The sequence below is a fragment of the Achromobacter sp. MFA1 R4 genome, from assembly GCF_900156745.1.
Taxonomy (GTDB): domain Bacteria; phylum Pseudomonadota; class Gammaproteobacteria; order Burkholderiales; family Burkholderiaceae_B; genus Achromobacter.
In genome coordinates, this window is the sequence record NZ_LT707065.1 from 4,625,037 (window position 1) to 4,642,109 (window position 17,073).

Below are 17,073 nucleotides of genomic sequence, written 5' to 3' on the forward strand. Positions count from 1 at the left end.
ATCAAGGAAGATGGAAATGGAAATACTCAGTCGGCACGTTGCCGACGTAGCGGGCGGCGTAGAGCTGCACACCACGCTGGATGGCGAGAGCATCAGCGCCTATGTCGTCATGGGCGTCACCGATCTCAATGCAATCGCAGACATCGTGCCGCGCGAAAAAGTCGACGCCGGAGCGGACATACACGCTGCTAATGTCGACAATGTTGATAATGCGCAAGAACAGATCGACCAAGTCCTGGAAAATATGAACCCCGGCGACGTGGCGGTTTTCCTTTGCTCGGGCCCCGATGCATTTGGTGCGGCGCTCGACTTGTTGGGTTTACCTATCGAAGAGTAAGCCTGGCGGCAAACCATGGTGTCATCCAAACGGCGTATTGAAGGTTGTGCGCACTTTTGATGGCATTTATATAAGCCCTGTTTGTTTTTTTGGTTGTATGGGTGTTAACACCTATGCAGGGCTTCTTGTTGCCTAAATAAACGTGCGAAATAACTGCGCAGTTTCTCTTTGTTGCATTATTGGCACGTATTTTTTAGGATTATGTTGACTTGTGAGGGGAACATAACGATAGTATCGGCACACGATCACAAGCGTTGCGATTTTCGATCAGTGCCGTGCCTTTTCCGGCTCAGCGTTATTGTTCTACTGTCCCCTCCTTGATTGATTCGTGACCTCCGGGCATTTGCCCATTATCTCTAGGAAATACAGTATGGAAACCGGCGTCGTTAAGTGGTTCAATTCGGAAAAGGGCTATGGCTTCATCACCCCGGAAGCGGGTGGCAAGGATCTGTTCGCCCACTTCTCCGAAATTCAGGGCTCGGGCTTCAAGTCTCTGGAAGAGAACCAGCGCGTCAGCTTTGTGACGGCCAATGGCCCCAAGGGCCCGCAAGCCACGAAGATTCAGGTCCTGTAAGGTTCTGATTTTTCGCAAAAAAGCCCCCTCGTGGGGCTTTTTTTGTTTTTGGTCGATATGCGCGGCGGCCGATAAAAGTCCGCCGCGCGTTGTGCGACCCCGTTGTTTTTTTTCTTGCTTTCAGGACTCGCCGCCTCCATGACCGCCACATCCGACCTGCCTATTGCCACACAGCCACAGGAAGTGGCGCAATTCTGGCTGGATGCCGGCCCCAAGCAGTGGTTCAACAAAAGCGCGCAGTTCGATGCGGAATTCAAAGCCCGTTTCGAGCCGGCGCACATGGCGGCCGCAGCGCGCCAGTTGGATGGCTGGCTCGATGACCCGACGGGCGCCCTGGCGCTGATGATTCTCCTGGACCAGTTCCCCCGTAACGCCTATCGCGATACCGGGCACATGTTTGCGACCGATGCTCTCGCGTTGCATTTTGCCGAGCGAGCGATTGCGGCGGGGCACGACCTCAAGGTGGATGCCGTCGTCCGCCAGTTCTTTTATCTTCCCTTTGAACATGCCGAGAACCTGGCCGCGCAGGACCGTGGCGTCTCCCTGATGGAACCGCTTGGCCCCGAGTCCCTGCGCTGGGCCGTCCTGCATCGCGACATCATCGCGCGCTTCGGGCGCTTCCCGCACCGTAATGCGGCCCTGGGGCGCCAGACGACCCCGGCCGAGCTTGCGTTCCTGGATTCGGGCGGGTTTGCGGGGTAGCCCGCACCGCACGGTATCCACCTGTATCGGTGGGTGGCAAGTTGAAAATTTTCCCCATCCAACCGCTTGCGGTTTGCCCTGTTTTGCTGGTGCGGAGCGGCTGTGGGCGGGCTAAAGCAGCCCTTTCGGCTATTTGACGTTTTTCGACGTTCGCCAATAAACTGATTTCAGCGAGATTCTCAAGCGACGCGGTCTGCGTTCTCCTTGGTCGCCGTCAGTGGTGCCGCGGTTGCTATCCTCTCCCATCCTTGATGATCTGGCGCCCCGCGAGCAATCGCTTTTTTAGGTCAAGGACATCCCCATGGCAACCGGCATCGTCAAATGGTTCAACGCCGAAAAGGGTTATGGCTTCATCATGCCCGACGACGGCAGCAAGGATCTTTTCGCTCACTACTCCGAAATCCGTAGCGAAGGCTATAAGTCGCTTCAAGAGAACCAACGCGTCACGTTCGACGTTGGAACCGGTCCCAAGGGTCCCAGCGCCAAGAACATCAAGGTCGCGGCCTGAGGCCTCCAGGGTCGCGCACCGGGCTCCCAATGTTCTAGCCCTGAATAGAACAATCCCCACTCAGCGCACGGCTTCGTGGGGATCGGGTTGGTTTTCTCGTCAAGCCTCCACCTTATGCGTGGGGCTTTTTTTTTGTCCCGGCAGCTCAGTGCTTGGGGCTGCCGGTCGACAGCTTGTCCACGAGCGCGATGCCGAGGGCGGACAGGATGAAGATGGCGTGGATGATCGTCTGCCACATGACGCCGGCTTCCGTGAAGCGCGCGTTCGGCATGCCGATGGTGCCCGCTTCGATGAAGGTGCGCAGCAGGTGGATCGACGAGATGCCGATGATCGCCATTGCGAGCTTGACCTTCAGCACACTGGCGTTCACGTGGCTAAGCCATTCAGGCTGGTCGGGATGGTTCTGCAGCCGCAGGCGGGACACAAAGGTCTCGTAGCCGCCGACGATCACCATGACCAGCAGGTTGGAGATCATGACGACGTCGATGAGCCCCAGCACGATCAGCATGATCTCCATTTCGCCAAAGCTGGTGGCGTGAGTCACGAGGTGCCACAGTTCCTTGAGGAACAGCAGGACATAGACGCCCTGCGCGACGATCAGGCCCAGGTAGAGCGGTAACTGCAGCCAGCGCGAACTGAAGATCAGGCTGGGAAGCAGGCCCAGGCGAGGAGGGGAATTCGGGATCATATTGGGTGCGAGCCGATGTTGTTTGCGAAAAAAAGCGCGGCGGCAATTCTATCAATGCCACAAGACAGGCGGTCATCTGTTTTAGCTGAACTCCGTCAGCCTCACCAGCTGCCTAGCATGGCTCCCTCGGAATTGCTCGGCTTTTATGTAAGCGAAATTCGCATTTGCGAAACTCTGTGCCGGAATACTTCGAAAGCTTTGGGCGTATATAGAATTGCCGCCTCGTTTGCATAGAACAAGTCAATAGGAGTTTGTTCCCATGAAGATTCGCTACACCGTCGCCGCGCTGGCAGTTGCGCTCGCGCCTTACTCGGCCGCACAGGCCCTGGACATCGGAGGGCTCGTGGGTGCCGGCGCCAAGGTGGTCCAGGCGGCCACGCTGAGCGATGCCGAGATCAAGACCCTGTCCGACAAGGCGTGCGCGCAGAGCGACTCGCAGGAAAAGATTGCGGCGCCGGGCAGCAAGTACGACGCCCGCCTGCAGAAGATCGCAAAGTCGCTGGGCGGGACGGTCAATGGCCAGAAGGCGAGCTACAAGGTCTACCTGACCAAGGACGTCAACGCGTGGGCCATGGCCAACGGCTGCATCCGCGTGTACAGCGGCCTGATGGACATGATGTCCGACGACGAAGTGATGGGCGTGGTGGGCCACGAAATCGGCCACGTGGCGCTGGGTCACTCCAAAAAGGCCATGCAGACCGCCTACACGGTTTCAGCCGCGCGTGACGCAGCGGGCGCGGCGGGCGGCTCGACGGTCGCGGCGCTCAGCTCCTCGCAGCTCGGCGACCTGACCGAAAAGTTCATCAACGCGCAATTCTCGCAGTCGCAGGAAAGCGCGGCGGACGATTATTCGTTCGATCTGCTGCAATCCAAGAAGCTCAATACCCGCGGCCTGGTGACCGCATTCCAGAAGCTCGCCGAGCTGGATGGCGGCAAGAGCGATATGATGAGCTCGCACCCGTCCTCGGCCAAGCGCGCACAGCACATCGAAGACCGCATCGCCAAGGCCAAGTAACCTCGCAGCCAGGCGTCCGTCCTCGCTTTTTGGGCGAAAAATGGGGCGCGAGCATCCGGGCAAATCCGGGGCTCGCGCCTCTTTGCGTCAGGGTTCCGGAAGTTTCCGGTAAAATGCCGCGTTTATCCGCCCGTAATCTCATCTCTCGGAAAATAGGTCTTTTAATGCAGCCTGTGGTTGAAACCCTCTCCGGCCTGGAGCGCCGTGTTGATCTGGCCGTCTCGGTGGCCGACGTCGAAAAGGAAGTCCAGGCGCAATTGAAGCGCGTGGCTCGCACCGCCAAGGTTCCGGGCTTTCGCCCGGGCAAGGCGCCGCTCGCCATGCTCGAGCGCAGCCATGGCCCCAGCATCCGCTACGACGTGATCAATAGCCAAGTTGGCCGTGCCTTTGAACAAGCCATCGACGGCGCCAAGCTGCGCGTCGCTGGCGCCCCGAATCTCGAACCCAAGACGGAAGGCGTCTCCGACGACACGCTGGCGTTCACCGCCACGTTCGAGGTCTACCCCGAAGTCGCGGTGCCGGAGCTGTCCACCCTGGCCGTCACCCGCTACGAAACCGCCGTCACCGACGCCGAAGTGCAGCAGACCCTGGACGTGCTGCGCAAGCAGCGCGCCACGTTCGAAGTCCGTGAAGGCCGTGCCAGCGCCGACGGCGACCGCGTCACGCTGGATTTCGCCGGCACCATCGACGGCGTGCCCTTCGAAGGCGGCAAGGCCGAAGACTTCCCGTTCGTGCTCGGCCAAGGCCGCATGCTGCCGGAATTCGAAGAAGCCGCCCGCGGCCTGAAGGCTGGCGAAACCAAGGTTTTCCAGCTCAAGTTCCCCGATGACTACCAAGGCGTGGAAGTCGCCGGCAAGACCGCCGAATTCACCATTACCATCAAGGAAGTGGCTGAAGGCGTCCTGCCCGAACTGAACAGCGAATTCGCCAAGTCCCTCGGCCAAGCCGAAGGCGACGTCGAAAAGCTCAAGGCCGACATCCGCAGCAACATCGAACGTGAAGTGAAGGTCCGTTCGCAAGGCCGCACCAAGTCCAGCGTCATGGACGCCCTGGTCGAAGCCGGCAAGTTCGATGTGCCGAAGGCCCTGGTCGACAACGACGTGCAAAGCCGTGTCGCCGCTGCCCGCGAAGAGCTCAAGCAGCGCGGCGTGCCGAACGCCGAATCCGTGCCGATCCCGGCCGAGGCCTTCTCGACCGAGTCCGAGCGCCGCGTCCGCCTGGGCCTGCTGGTCTCCGAACTGGTCAAGCAAGCCCAGCTCCAGGCCAAGCCGGAACAGGTCCGCGCGCGCATCGAAGAATTCGCCCAGAACTACGAACAACCCGCCCAGGTTGTCAGCTATTACCTGGCAGACCGCCAGCGTCGTGCTGAAATCGAGGCTATCGTGCTGGAAGACAACGTCGTCGCGCACGTGTTGGAAAAGGCCAAGGTCACCGACGAAAAGGTGCCTTTCGATCAGTTGATGGGGATGGCGTAACACTATGCAGAGATTCACCGATTTCTATGCGGCAATGAATGGCGGGTCTTCGGTGACCCCCACCGGCCTGGGCTACATTCCCATGGTGATCGAGCAGTCGGGGCGCGGCGAGCGCGCCTACGACATCTATTCGCGTCTGCTCCGCGAACGGCTCATTTTCCTGGTGGGGCCGGTGAACGACGCCACGGCCAATCTGGTCGTGGCCCAGTTGCTGTTCCTGGAATCGGAGAATCCTGACAAGGACATTTCCCTGTACATCAACTCGCCCGGCGGGTCGGTGTACGCGGGAATGGCCATCTATGACACCATGCAGTTCGTCAAGCCGGACGTGTCCACCCTGTGCACCGGCCTTGCGGCCAGCATGGGCGCGTTCCTGCTGGCGGCTGGCAAGAAGGGCAAGCGTTTCACGCTGCCCAACTCGCGCATCATGATTCACCAGCCGTCCGGCGGCGCCCAGGGGCAAGCGTCGGACATCCAGATCCAGGCCCGCGAAATCCTGGACCTGCGCGAGCGCCTGAACCGCATCCTCTCCGCCAACACGGGGCAGAGCATGGAGCGCATCGAGCAGGATACGGAACGTGACAACTTCATGTCGGCCGAAGATGCGGTATCGTATGGACTGGTGGACAAGGTCATGGCCTCCCGGTCCGAAGGCTGACTTCCCGGTTGATTCTGACCCGCTGCCATCATGTTTGAGTAAGCGCATGCGCTAGGTCGTTTGCCCGACCTGGCGCATCTTTACCTGAGATACGAAAGAAATATGCCTGAAAAAAAGGGATCGGCAGACGCTAAGGTGCTGCATTGCTCGTTTTGCAATAAAAGCCAGCACGAAGTCCGCAAGCTGATCGCGGGTCCGTCGGTATTCATCTGCGATGAATGCATAGATTTGTGCAACGACATCATCCGCGAGGAAGCGCAGGCCACTGCGCGCGCGGCGATTCGTTCCGAGCTGCCCACTCCGGCCGAAATCAAGACCTTCCTCGACCAGTACGTCATCGGGCAAACCTCGCCCAAGCGCATGCTGGCCGTGGCCGTCTACAACCACTACAAGCGCATTCGGCACGGCGAAATCAAGGGCGACGAAGTCGAGCTCTCCAAGAGCAACATCATGCTGATCGGGCCCACCGGCTCGGGCAAGACGCTCCTGGCCCAGACGCTGGCTCGCATGCTGAACGTGCCTTTCGTGATGGCCGACGCCACGACGCTGACCGAAGCCGGCTACGTGGGTGAAGACGTCGAAAACATCATTCAGAAGTTGCTGCAGAACTGCAACTATGAAGTCGAGAAGGCGCAGCGCGCCATCATCTACATCGATGAAATCGACAAGATTTCCCGCAAGTCCGACAACCCGTCCATCACCCGTGACGTGTCCGGCGAAGGCGTGCAGCAGGCCTTGCTCAAGCTCATCGAAGGCACGGTCGCCTCGGTGCCCCCGCAGGGCGGCCGCAAGCATCCCAACCAGGACTTCGTCCAGGTGGATACCACCAACATCCTGTTCATCGTGGGCGGCGCCTTCGACGGACTGGAAAAGGTCATTCGCGACCGCACGGAAAAGTCCGGCATCGGCTTCTCGGCGTCGGTGCGCGCCAAGTCCGAACGCGGCGTGGGCGAGCTCTTCTCCGAAGTCGAGCCCGAAGACCTGATCAAGTTCGGCCTCATCCCTGAACTGGTCGGTCGCCTGCCGGTGGTCGCGACGCTGGACGAGCTGGACGAAGCCGCGCTGGTCCAGATCCTGACCGAGCCCAAGAACGCCTTGCTCAAGCAGTTCCAGAAGCTGTTTGCCATGGAAGGCGCCGAGCTCGACGTGCGGCCTGCCGCACTCAAGGCCATCGCCCGCAAGGCGCTTCGCCGCAAGACGGGCGCGCGCGGGCTGCGCTCCATCATCGAGCAGGCACTGCTCGACACCATGTATGACCTGCCGTCCCAAGGCAACGTCAAGCGCGTGGTGCTCGACGAGAACGCCATCGAAGGCGAGGGCAAGCCCCTGCTGATCTACTCGGATGAAAACGCCGCGCCAGAGAAGCCGGAGCGCGGAGAAGTCCGCGACGCCGCCGCCTGATATTTCAAAAAAGCCCGTTCTCGTAACGGGTTTTTTTGCCTAGGGCGCTTCTCCATCCCAAAACACGCTTTTCAGTCGGCTGTCATGGCCGCATACTGGAAGCGCTCCAGGGCCTTATTTGGGGCCTTTTGGTGATCCAGGCGGCCGAGATCTTGAATTTTCGGCTATTGTTCCCATAACAGACGTAATTGACGAGATTGCTCGGGTATTCCCGGGTGTCCCGTCCCCATACGCCGAGTCATACCGAGGAACCCCATATGTCTGCCAGCCAGACCCTGCCTTCCGACCCGATCGACCTCCCCCTGCTGCCGCTGCGCGATGTCGTAGTGTTCCCGCACATGGTCATCCCGCTGTTCGTCGGCCGTCCGCGCTCCATCCGCGCGCTCGAGGTTGCGATGGAAGCGGGCAAAAGCATCATGCTGGTGGCCCAGAAATCCGCCGGCAAGGATGACCCCACGCCTGAAGACGTCTACGAAATCGGCTGCGTCGCCGGCATCCTGCAGATGCTCAAGCTGCCTGACGGCACCGTGAAGGTGCTGGTCGAAGGCACGCAGCGCGCGCGCATCAACAGCATCGAAGATGCCGATTCGCACTTCACCTGCCAGGTGTCGCCGATCGAACCGGACGCCATGCAAGGCTCCGAAACCGAAGCCCTGCGCCGCGCCATCGTTGCGCAATTCGAGCAGTACGTAAAACTCAACAAGAAGATCCCCCCGGAGATCCTGACCTCGCTGGCTGGCATCGATGATGCCGGTCGCCTGGCCGACACGATCGCCGCGCATCTTCCCCTGAAGCTCGAGCAGAAGCAAAAGATGCTCGAGATCGTCGGCACCTCCGAACGCCTGGAAGGCCTGCTCACGCAACTCGAAACCGAAATCGACATCCTCCAGGTCGAAAAGCGGATTCGCGGCCGCGTGAAAAAGCAGATGGAAAAGAGCCAGCGCGACTACTACCTGAATGAGCAGGTCAAGGCCATTCAGAAGGAGCTGGGCGAAGGCGAAGAGGGCGCGGACATCGAAGAGCTCGAAAAGAAGATCATCGCTGCCCACATGCCCAAAGAGGCGCGCAAGAAGGCCGATGCCGAGCTCAAGAAGCTCAAGCTCATGTCGCCCATGTCGGCCGAGGCCACCGTGGTGCGCAACTACATCGACACGCTCATCAATCTCCCCTGGAGAAAGAAGAGCAAGATCAACAATTCGATCAGCAACGCCGAAACGGTGCTGGACAACGACCACTATGGCCTGGAAAAGGTCAAGGAACGGATCCTGGAATACCTTGCCGTGCAACAGCGCGTGGACAAGGTGAAGGCGCCGATCCTGTGCCTGGTCGGTCCTCCGGGCGTGGGCAAGACCTCGCTCGGCCAGTCGATCGCCAAAGCCACGAACCGCAAGTTCGTCCGCATGGCGCTGGGCGGCGTGCGCGACGAGGCCGAGATCCGCGGTCACCGTCGTACGTACATCGGTTCCATGCCGGGCAAGATCGTGCAGAACATGTCGAAGGTCGGCGTGCGCAATCCGCTGTTCCTGTTGGATGAAATCGACAAGCTGGGCATGGATTTCCGCGGCGATCCCTCGTCGGCGTTGCTCGAAGTGCTGGATCCGGAACAGAACCACACGTTCCAGGACCACTACATCGAAGTCGACTTCGACCTGTCGGACGTCATGTTCGTGGCGACCAGCAACACGCTGAACATTCCGCCGGCGCTGCTCGACCGTATGGAAGTGATCCGCCTGTCGGGTTACACCGAGGAAGAAAAGATCCACATCGCCCGCGACCATCTGCTGCCCAAGCTGATGAAGAACAACGGCGTGAAGGATACCGAGTTGACTGTCGATGACAGCGCGCTGCGCGACATCGTGCGCTACTACACCCGCGAAGCCGGTGTGCGTGCGCTCGAGCGCGAGGTCGGCAAGATCTGCCGCAAGGTCATCAAGCAATTGCTGACCCAGAGCGATCGCGCCAAGGCCGAAGGCAAGGCGCCAGAGGTCAAGGCTGTCAACGTCACGGCAGACAATCTCAGCGATTATCTGGGTGTGCGTCGCTACGCGTTCGGCATGGCCGAGAAGGAAAACCAGATCGGCCAGGTCACGGGCTTGGCGTGGACGGAAGTCGGCGGCGACCTGCTGACGATCGAAGTCGCGGACATGCCCGGCAAGGGCGTCATCCAGCGCACGGGCTCGCTCGGCGATGTGATGAAGGAATCGGTCGAAGCCGCGCGCACGGTTGTGCGCTCGCGGGCCCGTCGTCTGGGCTTTGCGGACAGCGTGTTCGAAAAGCACGACATGCACGTGCACGTGCCGGAAGGCGCGACCCCCAAGGACGGTCCGTCCGCGGGTATCGCGATCACCACCGCCATGGTGTCGGCGCTGTCGCGCATCCCGGTGCGCGCCGACGTCGCCATGACGGGCGAGATCACGTTGCGCGGCGAAGTGCTGCCGATCGGCGGCCTGAAGGAAAAGCTGCTGGCGGCCCATCGTGGCGGTATCAAGACGGTTCTGATCCCGGAAGAAAACGTCAAGGATTTGGCGGAGATCCCGGACAACGTCAAGAACCATCTCGAGATCGTCCCGGTGCGCTGGATCGACAAGGTGCTGGAGCTTGCCCTGGAGCGTCTGCCCGAACCGCTCGCCGAGGAAGAAGCCGTCAAGGAGTCTTTGGTGGCCAAGCCGGCCGATCCGGGCTCGACCGATCCGGTCATGAAGCACTGATGGCAGCTTGAACGCCGGGCGCCTTCGAAAGAGGGCGCCCGATCCAGATCAGGATATCCCGGGCCAGCCCTGGCGTCCCAATACGAAAACCCCGCTCGATGTTTGAGCGGGGTTTGTTTTTTTAGGGTGCTGCGCCGACGCGCCTAGTGCAGCGCCTGGGTGCGGATGAGGCCTACGGCAATGCCTTCCAGTGCGAATTCCTGGTCGGGCTTGACCACGATGGTCTCGAAATCGGGGTTTTCGGGCAGGAGTTCGATATGGCCGTTCTGGCGCTGCAAGCGTTTGACCGTGACGTCGTCGCCCAGTCGGGCCACCACGATCTGGCCATTGCGGGCTTCGGAGGCTTTCTTGACGGCCAGTAGGTCGCCTTCCAGGATGCCGGCATCGCGCATGCTCATGCCGCGCACCTTCAGCAGGTAATCCGGCGCCTGGGCGAAAAGGTTGGGATCGACGCCGACTTCGCGTTCGACGTGTTCAGCCGCCAGGATGGGGCTGCCCGCTGCGACACGGCCAACCAGGGGCAGGAGGAGCTGCGCCAGGGCAGGGATGGGCAACGAGGCCTGTGCGGGGGAGGTCGCCGCATCCTTCAGGCGGATACCGCGGGAAGCGCCGGCGGTCAGTTCGATGGCGCCTTTGCGGGCCAGCGCCTTGAGATGGTCTTCTGCGGCGTTGGGCGAACGGAAACCCAGGGCTTGGGCGATTTCGGCGCGGGTCGGCGGAAAGCCGGTGCGCGAAACCGTCTGCCTGATGAGATCCAGGATTTGTTGTTGGCGATCAGTAAGTTTGCTGGCCATGGCGATGATCCGTTGTGGGCGGACTGTACATATATACAGCGCCATTCTGGGGGACGCAGCGCAAAAAAGCAAGCCGAGCCGGGCGCAAATAAAAACGGGACCCGCGGGGTCCCGTTTCTGGCTGCCGCCGGCGTGGCGCCGGCCTGCGGTTTTAAAGCACTGCCGCGATGGCGGCGGCCACCTTGTCGATGTTGCCGCTGTTCAGCGCAGCCACGCAGATCCGGCCGCTGGAGATGGCGTAGACGCCGTGTTCTTCACGCAGGCGGTCGACCTGCGCGGCGCTCAGGCCCGAGTACGAGAACATGCCGCGCTGCTTCAGCACGAAGCTGAAGTCCTGCTTGCCGCCGTGTTCCTTGATCTTGTCGACGAGCTGCTTGCGCATGAGACGGATGCGGTCACGCATTCCGGCCAGTTCTTCTTCCCAGAGGGCAAACAGCTCGGGCGTGTTGAGCACCGTCGAGACCACCGTGCCGCCGTGGGTGGGCGGGTTCGAGTAGTTGGTGCGAATGACGCGCTTGAGCTGGCTCAGCACGCGGGTGGCTTCTTCCTTGCTGCCCGCCACGACCGTCAGCGCGCCGACGCGCTCGCCGTACAGCGAGAACGACTTCGAAAACGACGAGCTGATGAACATGGTCATGTCCATGTCTGCAAAGAGGCGCACGACCGAGGCGTCTTCCGTCAGGCCGTCGCCAAACCCTTGGTAGGCGATGTCCAGGAACGGGACCAGGTTGTTTTCCTTGACGACGGCGGCGATCTGCTTCCACTGGTCGGCGGTGGGATCCGCGCCGGTGGGATTGTGGCAGCACGCGTGCAAGACGACGATGGTCTTGGCGGGCGCCGCCTTCAGGTCGGCCAGCATCGCTTCGAAGTTCAAGCCGCGGGTGGTCGCGTCGTAGTAAGCGTAGGTGCCGACTTCAAAGCCGGCACGCTCGAACAGCGCGCGGTGGTTTTCCCAGCTCGGGTCGCTGATCAGCACCTTGGAGCCCGGGAGAAGCTGGCGCAGGAAGTCGGCGCCGATCTTGAGCGCGCCGGTGCCGCCCAGGGCCTGCGTGGTCAGCACGCGGCCGGCGGCTGCCAGCGCGGAGTCCTTGCCCAGCAGCAGAGCCTGGGCGCCGCTGTTGTAGCCGGCAATGCCTTCGATCGGAAGATAACCGCGGGCGGCGGCGGCTTCGATGCGCGCGGCCTCGGCCTTGCGCACTGCGCCCAACAGGGGAATGCGACCCTGATCATCGTAATACACGCCCACGCCCAGGTTGACTTTACCGGGGCGGGTGTCCGCGTTGTATTGTTCGTTCAGACCAAGAATGGGGTCGCGCGGCGCGAGTTCGACGGAATCGAAAAGGGTGCTCATGGGACTCTGATGAGGTGGGTGGACGCAGTACGGAGTGCTGTGGATAATGGGGGGTTTACCCTGGAACAGTCTAGCATGCCTAAGAGCGCAATAGACCCGAGCGCGGGCGCTCCCGCCGCAGGTCCGGGATTCGTCGATTTCCCTGACAGCCCGTTTCATCTTTATCAGCCCTATCCGCCCGCGGGAGACCAGCCCACGGCCATCGAGGGGCTGACGCAGGGTGTCGAAGACGGCCTGATGTTCCAGACCCTGCTGGGTGTGACGGGGTCCGGCAAGACCTACACCATGGCCAACGTCATCGCGCGGCTGGGCCGCCCGGCGCTCGTCCTGGCCCCGAATAAGACGCTGGCCGCGCAGCTCTACGCCGAAATGCGCGAGTTCTTCCCGAAGAACGCGGTCGAGTACTTCGTTTCGTATTACGACTACTACCAGCCCGAAGCCTACGTGCCGACGCGCGACCTTTTCATCGAAAAGGATTCGTCGATCAACGAACACATCGAGCAGATGCGTTTGTCGGCCACCAAGAGCCTGCTGGAGCGCCGCGACACGATCATCGTAGGCACGGTGTCCTGCATCTACGGTATCGGCAATCCTGGCGACTATCACGCGATGGTGCTGATCCTGCGCGCCGGCGACCAGATCGCGCGGCGTGAAATCCTGGCGCGGCTGGTTGCCATGCAATACACGCGCAACGACGCCGAGTTCACGCGCGGGGTATTCCGCGTGCGCGGCGAAACCATCGACATCTTCCCGGCGGAAAGCGCCGAGCTCGCCCTGCGGGTCACGCTGTTCGACGACGAGATCGAAAGCCTGGAGCTCTTTGACCCGTTGACGGGCCGTATACGCCAGAAGCTGCCGCGCTTTACGGTCTACCCCGGGTCGCACTACGTGACGCCCCGCGACACCGTGCTGCGCGCCATTGAAACCATCAAGGAAGAATTGCGCGAACGCGTCAAGCGCTTCGTCGATGACGGCCATCTGGTGGAGGCGCAGCGGCTGGAGCAGCGCACCCGCTTCGACCTGGAAATGCTGCAGGAGCTGGGCTTCTGCAAGGGTATCGAAAACTACTCGCGCCACTTGTCCGGCGCCGCGCCGGGCGAGCCGCCGCCGACACTGATCGACTACCTGCCGTCCGATGCACTGATGTTCATCGACGAAAGCCACGTCACGATCGGCCAGCTCAGCGCCATGTACCGGGGAGACCGGTCTCGCAAGGAAACCCTCGTGCAGTACGGTTTTCGCCTGCCGTCCGCGCTGGACAACCGCCCGCTGAAACTCGAGGAATTTGAGGCCCGCATGCGCCAGTGCGTCTTCGTTTCGGCGACGCCGGCCGCCTACGAGCAGGAGCACACCGACAATGTCGTGGAGCAGGTCGTGCGGCCCACGGGGCTTGTCGATCCGATCGTGCAGGTGCTGCCCGCGCGCACGCAGGTGGATGACCTGCTGGGCCAGATCAAAACGCGCGTTGCCCAGGGCGACCGTGTGCTGGTCACCACGCTGACCAAGCGCATGGCCGAGGATCTGACCGACTTCCTGAGCGAACATGGCGTGAAGGTGCGCTACCTGCACTCCGACATCGATACCGTTGAGCGCGTGGAGATTCTGCGGGACTTGCGCCTGGGCACCTTCGACGTGCTCGTGGGAATCAACCTGCTGCGCGAAGGGCTCGATATTCCTGAAGTGTCGCTCGTGGCCATCCTGGATGCCGACAAGGAAGGGTTCCTACGTTCGGAGCGCAGCCTGATCCAGACCATCGGCCGAGCCGCGCGCAACCTCAATGGCCATGCCATCCTCTACGCCGATCGCATCACGGATTCGATGAAGCGCGCCATGGACGAAACCAGCCGCCGCCGGACCAAGCAGCTGCAGTTCAATGAGGACCACGGAATCACCGCGCGCGGCGTGCACAAGGCTGTGCGCGAATTGATCGACGGCATCGTGGCGCCGGCCCAGCACGACACGCTGGAAGCTGCCGTTCCCGCCGAGCTGCTCAAGGACGAGAAGGCGCTGGCGCGCGAAATCAAACGCCTGGAAAAGCTGATGATGGATCATGCTCGCAACCTGGAGTTCGAACAGGCCGCGGCAGCCCGCGATTCGCTTAATGCGTTGAAGCAACGCGTGTTGCTGGATGGGGCAGTCTAGGTCCGTCGGTGTGTTTCAATTCATGTCAAAGCGCTGACATTTAGCTGAATCGCGGTGGAAACTGCTGCGTTGCAATCAGGGTGTAACGATTCCGGATTTTTAACGCCCTATATTTTCAGTGATTACCTGAACAACACCTTGCAAGTCAATGATTTTCAAGGTGATTGTAAGGTGGTCGGGTTGCTTTGAATCAATTGCGCAGGCGCAAAAAAAGCTTGCCTAATCTCGGGTTTTCCCGCACACTTGCTTTCATGATGACCAAGGTACTTTTCGTTTGCATGGGCAATATCTGTCGCTCGCCGAGCGCAGAGGGCGTGTTTCGCCATTTGGTGAATGACGCGGGTTTGGGCGATGTCGTGCGCATCGACTCCGCGGGCACGCACGCGTTTCATATCGGCGAGGCGCCTGATGCCCGGGCGCAGGCCGCAGCACGCAAGCGCGGCTACGAGATCACCCACTGCGAGGCGCGTCAGGTCACCGCGGAAGACTTCCGCGACTTCGATCTCATCCTCGCCATGGACTGGGACAACCTGTCCGCCATGCAGCAGCAATGCCCCAAGGCTTATCAGCACAAGCTGATGCTGCTCATGCGCTTTGCCAATGAGTTCGAAGAGGCCACCGTGCCTGATCCTTACTATGGCGGCGCGGATGGTTTCGGCAAGGTGCTGGACTATCTGGAAGATGCCTGTCAGGGCGTCCTCGAATTGGTCCGCAAGCGCGCCACCCAGTACCAGGCTGCTTGATTGCATGGGTGTGGGGCCGCCTGCAGAGCGGCTCTCAAGGTACAAGGCAGTGAAAAGCCGCGCAGATGCGCGGTTTTTTGTAGCCGGGAGCCATACCAAATTAGTCGGGAATAGGCTATACTTGAGCCAATTACTCGGGTATTGACCGCTGGATTCGCTGGCGGCCATTGCCGAATCACAGGGAATTCACCATGCGGCTAACTACCAAAGGGCGTTTCGCCGTGACTGCCATGATCGATCTGGCTATGCGGCAGCATAGTGGGCCGGTCACTCTTGCGGCCATCAGCCAGCGTCAGAACATTTCGCTTTCCTACTTGGAACAGCTCTTCGGCAAATTGCGTCGCCACGAACTCGTGGACAGCGTGCGCGGTCCGGGTGGCGGTTATTCGCTTGCGCGCCTTGCGCGCAACGTCACGGTCGCCGACATCATTTTCGCCGTCGACGAACCCCTGGACGCCACCAGTTGCGGCGGCAAGCGGGACTGTACGAGCGGCAACGACGGCAAGCCGGGCAAGTGCATGACGCACGAACTCTGGGCCACGTTGAATCGCAAGATGGTGGATTACCTGGATTCGGTGTCGCTGCAGGATCTGGTCGATCAGCAGCGTGTGCGCCAATTGCAGGAAGCCAACAATGAAGCGCAGGCCTGCGCGGTGCGAGTGAATCGGGTGGGAGGCGCGCCTGCCGCCAATGCCCCGACCACCACCGTTGCCGCCAATGCCACCGTATAAGAAGTATCAGGAGTTGTAGAAATGACCACCCGTCCGATCTATCTGGATTATTCGGCCACGACGCCCGTCGACCCCCGCGTCGTGGACAAGATGGTGCCCTGGCTTTATGAAAACTTCGGCAACCCCGCCTCGCGCAGCCACGCGTTTGGTTGGGAATCCGAAGAGGCCGTCGAGCGCGCCCGTGAGGAAGTCGCCAAGCTGGTCAACGCCGACCCGCGCGAAATCGTCTGGACCTCCGGCGCCACCGAATCCGACAACCTGGCCATCAAGGGCGCCGCGAACTTCTATGCCGAACGCGGCAAGCACATCATCACCGTCAAGACCGAGCACAAGGCTGTGCTGGACACCTGTCGCGAGCTGGAACGGCAGGGCTTTGAAGTCACCTACCTGAACGTCAAGGACAACGGCCTGATCGACCTGGACGTTTTCAAGGCGGCGCTGCGTCCTGATACCGTGCTGGTGTCCGTGATGATGGTGAACAACGAAATCGGCGTGATCCAGGACGTGGAAACGCTGGGCGAAATTTGCCGCGAGAAGGGCATCATTTTCCACGTCGACGCCGCGCAGGCGACCGGCAAGGTGGAAATCGACCTGCAAAAGCTGAAGGTCGACCTGATGTCGTTCTCGGCTCACAAGACCTACGGCCCCAAGGGCATCGGCGCGCTGTACGTGCGCCGCAAGCCGCGCATCCGCATCGAGGCGCAGATGCACGGCGGTGGCCATGAGCGTGGGTTCCGCTCGGGCACGCTGGCCACGCACCAGATCGTCGGCATGGGCGAAGCCTTCCGCCTGGCGCGCGAAGAAATGGGGACCGAAAACGAGCGCATCCGCATGCTGCGCGACCGTCTGTGGAAAGGCCTGTCGGAGATCGAAGAGGTCTACCTGAACGGCGACATGGACCAGCGCGTGCCGCACAACCTGAACGTGAGCTTCAACTACGTCGAAGGCGAGTCCCTGATCATGGCGATCAAGGAACTCGCGGTGTCCAGCGGTTCGGCCTGCACCTCGGCCAGCCTGGAGCCGTCCTACGTGCTGCGCGCCCTGGGCCGCAACGACGAATTGGCGCACAGCTCGATCCGTTTCACGCTGGGTCGCTTCACGACCGAAAAGGAAGTGGATTTCGCCGTCGAACTGATCAAGAGCCGGGTTGGCAAGCTGCGCGATATGTCGCCGCTGTGGGAAATGGCCAAGGAAGGCATCGACTTGAACACCGTGCAGTGGGCCGCGCACTAAGCGCCCGCGCCTG

16 protein-coding genes are annotated in these 17,073 nt (G+C 61.2%); 13 read left to right on the forward strand and 3 right to left on the reverse strand.

Annotation, left to right across the window (positions count from 1 at the left end; genetic code table 11):
• Positions 1–16 precede the first annotated feature (16 nt).
• The 4 genes from BXA00_RS21225 (at position 17) to BXA00_RS21240 (ending at position 2,121) form a co-directional block, all read left to right on the forward strand.
• On the forward strand, positions 17–337 hold the full coding sequence (locus tag BXA00_RS21225; protein WP_076520388.1) for a hypothetical protein: 321 nt from the start codon (positions 17–19) through the stop codon (positions 335–337).
• Between the two features lie 370 nt (positions 338–707).
• Positions 708–911 carry a cold-shock protein gene (locus BXA00_RS21230; RefSeq protein ID WP_006220190.1) on the forward strand — a complete coding sequence of 68 codons (204 nt, stop codon included), beginning with the start codon at positions 708–710 and terminating at the stop codon, positions 909–911.
• A gap of 138 nt (positions 912–1,049) precedes the next feature.
• Entirely contained in the window at positions 1,050–1,613 is a 564-nt protein-coding gene (locus BXA00_RS21235) for a DUF924 family protein (RefSeq protein ID WP_076520389.1), read from the forward strand.
• 301 nt (positions 1,614–1,914) lie between these two features.
• Positions 1,915–2,121: a cold-shock protein gene (locus BXA00_RS21240; protein WP_042794090.1), complete on the forward strand. Its 207-nt coding sequence runs from the start codon at positions 1,915–1,917 to the stop codon at positions 2,119–2,121.
• Between the two features lie 145 nt (positions 2,122–2,266).
• Here the strand turns inward: BXA00_RS21240 and BXA00_RS21245 are convergent, their stop codons facing one another.
• Positions 2,267–2,809: a TIGR00645 family protein gene (locus tag BXA00_RS21245; RefSeq protein WP_076520390.1), complete on the reverse strand. Its 543-nt coding sequence runs from the start codon at positions 2,807–2,809 to the stop codon at positions 2,267–2,269.
• A gap of 259 nt (positions 2,810–3,068) precedes the next feature.
• Here BXA00_RS21245 and BXA00_RS21250 point away from each other — a divergent pair, with 259 nt between their 5' ends.
• The 5 genes from BXA00_RS21250 to lon all read left to right on the forward strand — a co-directional run bounded on the left by BXA00_RS21250 (position 3,069) and on the right by lon (position 10,066).
• Complete coding sequence (locus BXA00_RS21250; RefSeq protein ID WP_076520391.1) at positions 3,069–3,824, forward strand: M48 family metalloprotease; 756 nt, start codon at positions 3,069–3,071, stop codon at positions 3,822–3,824.
• A 164-nt stretch (positions 3,825–3,988) separates the two neighbouring features.
• Positions 3,989–5,299, forward strand: coding sequence for a trigger factor (gene tig, locus BXA00_RS21255; protein ID WP_076520392.1), 1,311 nt, complete (start codon positions 3,989–3,991; stop codon positions 5,297–5,299).
• Between the two features lie 4 nt (positions 5,300–5,303).
• Positions 5,304–5,957, forward strand: a complete 654-nt coding sequence (gene clpP, locus BXA00_RS21260) for an ATP-dependent Clp endopeptidase proteolytic subunit ClpP (protein WP_076520393.1) — start codon at positions 5,304–5,306, stop codon at positions 5,955–5,957.
• Between the two features lie 102 nt (positions 5,958–6,059).
• Entirely contained in the window at positions 6,060–7,358 is a 1,299-nt protein-coding gene (gene clpX / locus BXA00_RS21265) for an ATP-dependent Clp protease ATP-binding subunit ClpX (protein ID WP_076520394.1), read from the forward strand.
• Between the two features lie 257 nt (positions 7,359–7,615).
• On the forward strand, positions 7,616–10,066 hold the full coding sequence (lon, locus tag BXA00_RS21270; RefSeq protein ID WP_076520395.1) for an endopeptidase La: 2,451 nt from the start codon (positions 7,616–7,618) through the stop codon (positions 10,064–10,066).
• A gap of 143 nt (positions 10,067–10,209) precedes the next feature.
• Here lon and lexA read toward each other — a convergent pair whose 3' ends face one another.
• The gene (gene lexA, locus BXA00_RS21275) at positions 10,210–10,860 is read right to left on the reverse strand and encodes a transcriptional repressor LexA (protein WP_076520396.1); all 651 of its coding nucleotides are present in this window, start codon (positions 10,858–10,860) and stop codon (positions 10,210–10,212) included.
• Between the two features lie 151 nt (positions 10,861–11,011).
• Positions 11,012–12,211, reverse strand: coding sequence for an amino acid aminotransferase (locus tag BXA00_RS21280; RefSeq protein WP_076520397.1), 1,200 nt, complete (start codon positions 12,209–12,211; stop codon positions 11,012–11,014).
• Positions 12,212–12,286: 75 nt separating this feature from the next.
• On the opposite strand from BXA00_RS21280, the gene uvrB reads away from it, so the two are divergent.
• From uvrB to BXA00_RS21300, 4 genes are all read left to right on the forward strand, one after another.
• Positions 12,287–14,353 (forward strand): excinuclease ABC subunit UvrB, encoded by a 2,067-nt coding sequence (gene uvrB / locus BXA00_RS21285; RefSeq protein WP_076520398.1) that lies wholly within the window; start codon positions 12,287–12,289, stop codon positions 14,351–14,353.
• A gap of 251 nt (positions 14,354–14,604) precedes the next feature.
• Positions 14,605–15,096: a low molecular weight protein-tyrosine-phosphatase gene (locus BXA00_RS21290; protein ID WP_006386176.1), complete on the forward strand. Its 492-nt coding sequence runs from the start codon at positions 14,605–14,607 to the stop codon at positions 15,094–15,096.
• Between the two features lie 191 nt (positions 15,097–15,287).
• Complete coding sequence (gene iscR / locus BXA00_RS21295) at positions 15,288–15,827, forward strand: Fe-S cluster assembly transcriptional regulator IscR (RefSeq protein WP_076520399.1); 540 nt, start codon at positions 15,288–15,290, stop codon at positions 15,825–15,827.
• Between the two features lie 21 nt (positions 15,828–15,848).
• Positions 15,849–17,060, forward strand: coding sequence for an IscS subfamily cysteine desulfurase (locus tag BXA00_RS21300; RefSeq protein ID WP_076520400.1), 1,212 nt, complete (start codon positions 15,849–15,851; stop codon positions 17,058–17,060).
• The last annotated feature ends 13 nt before the right edge of the window (positions 17,061–17,073 follow it).

Coding starts and splice junctions, on each gene's coding strand:
- BXA00_RS21230 (WP_006220190.1), top strand. CDS start 708: ATGGAAACCGGCGTCGTTAAGTGGTTCAATTCGGAAAAGGGCTATGGC.
- BXA00_RS21235 (WP_076520389.1), top strand. CDS start 1,050: ATGACCGCCACATCCGACCTGCCTATTGCCACACAGCCACAGGAAGTG.
- lexA (WP_076520396.1), bottom strand. CDS start 10,860: ATGGCCAGCAAACTTACTGATCGCCAACAACAAATCCTGGATCTCATC.
- BXA00_RS21280 (WP_076520397.1), bottom strand. CDS start 12,211: ATGAGCACCCTTTTCGATTCCGTCGAACTCGCGCCGCGCGACCCCATT.
- clpP (WP_076520393.1), top strand. CDS start 5,304: ATGCAGAGATTCACCGATTTCTATGCGGCAATGAATGGCGGGTCTTCG.
- uvrB (WP_076520398.1), top strand. CDS start 12,287: ATGCCTAAGAGCGCAATAGACCCGAGCGCGGGCGCTCCCGCCGCAGGT.
- BXA00_RS21240 (WP_042794090.1), top strand. CDS start 1,915: ATGGCAACCGGCATCGTCAAATGGTTCAACGCCGAAAAGGGTTATGGC.
- BXA00_RS21245 (WP_076520390.1), bottom strand. CDS start 2,809: ATGATCCCGAATTCCCCTCCTCGCCTGGGCCTGCTTCCCAGCCTGATC.
- BXA00_RS21300 (WP_076520400.1), top strand. CDS start 15,849: ATGACCACCCGTCCGATCTATCTGGATTATTCGGCCACGACGCCCGTC.
- lon (WP_076520395.1), top strand. CDS start 7,616: ATGTCTGCCAGCCAGACCCTGCCTTCCGACCCGATCGACCTCCCCCTG.
- BXA00_RS21225 (WP_076520388.1), top strand. CDS start 17: ATGGAAATACTCAGTCGGCACGTTGCCGACGTAGCGGGCGGCGTAGAG.
- tig (WP_076520392.1), top strand. CDS start 3,989: ATGCAGCCTGTGGTTGAAACCCTCTCCGGCCTGGAGCGCCGTGTTGAT.
- iscR (WP_076520399.1), top strand. CDS start 15,288: ATGCGGCTAACTACCAAAGGGCGTTTCGCCGTGACTGCCATGATCGAT.
- BXA00_RS21250 (WP_076520391.1), top strand. CDS start 3,069: ATGAAGATTCGCTACACCGTCGCCGCGCTGGCAGTTGCGCTCGCGCCT.
- BXA00_RS21290 (WP_006386176.1), top strand. CDS start 14,605: ATGATGACCAAGGTACTTTTCGTTTGCATGGGCAATATCTGTCGCTCG.
- clpX (WP_076520394.1), top strand. CDS start 6,060: ATGCCTGAAAAAAAGGGATCGGCAGACGCTAAGGTGCTGCATTGCTCG.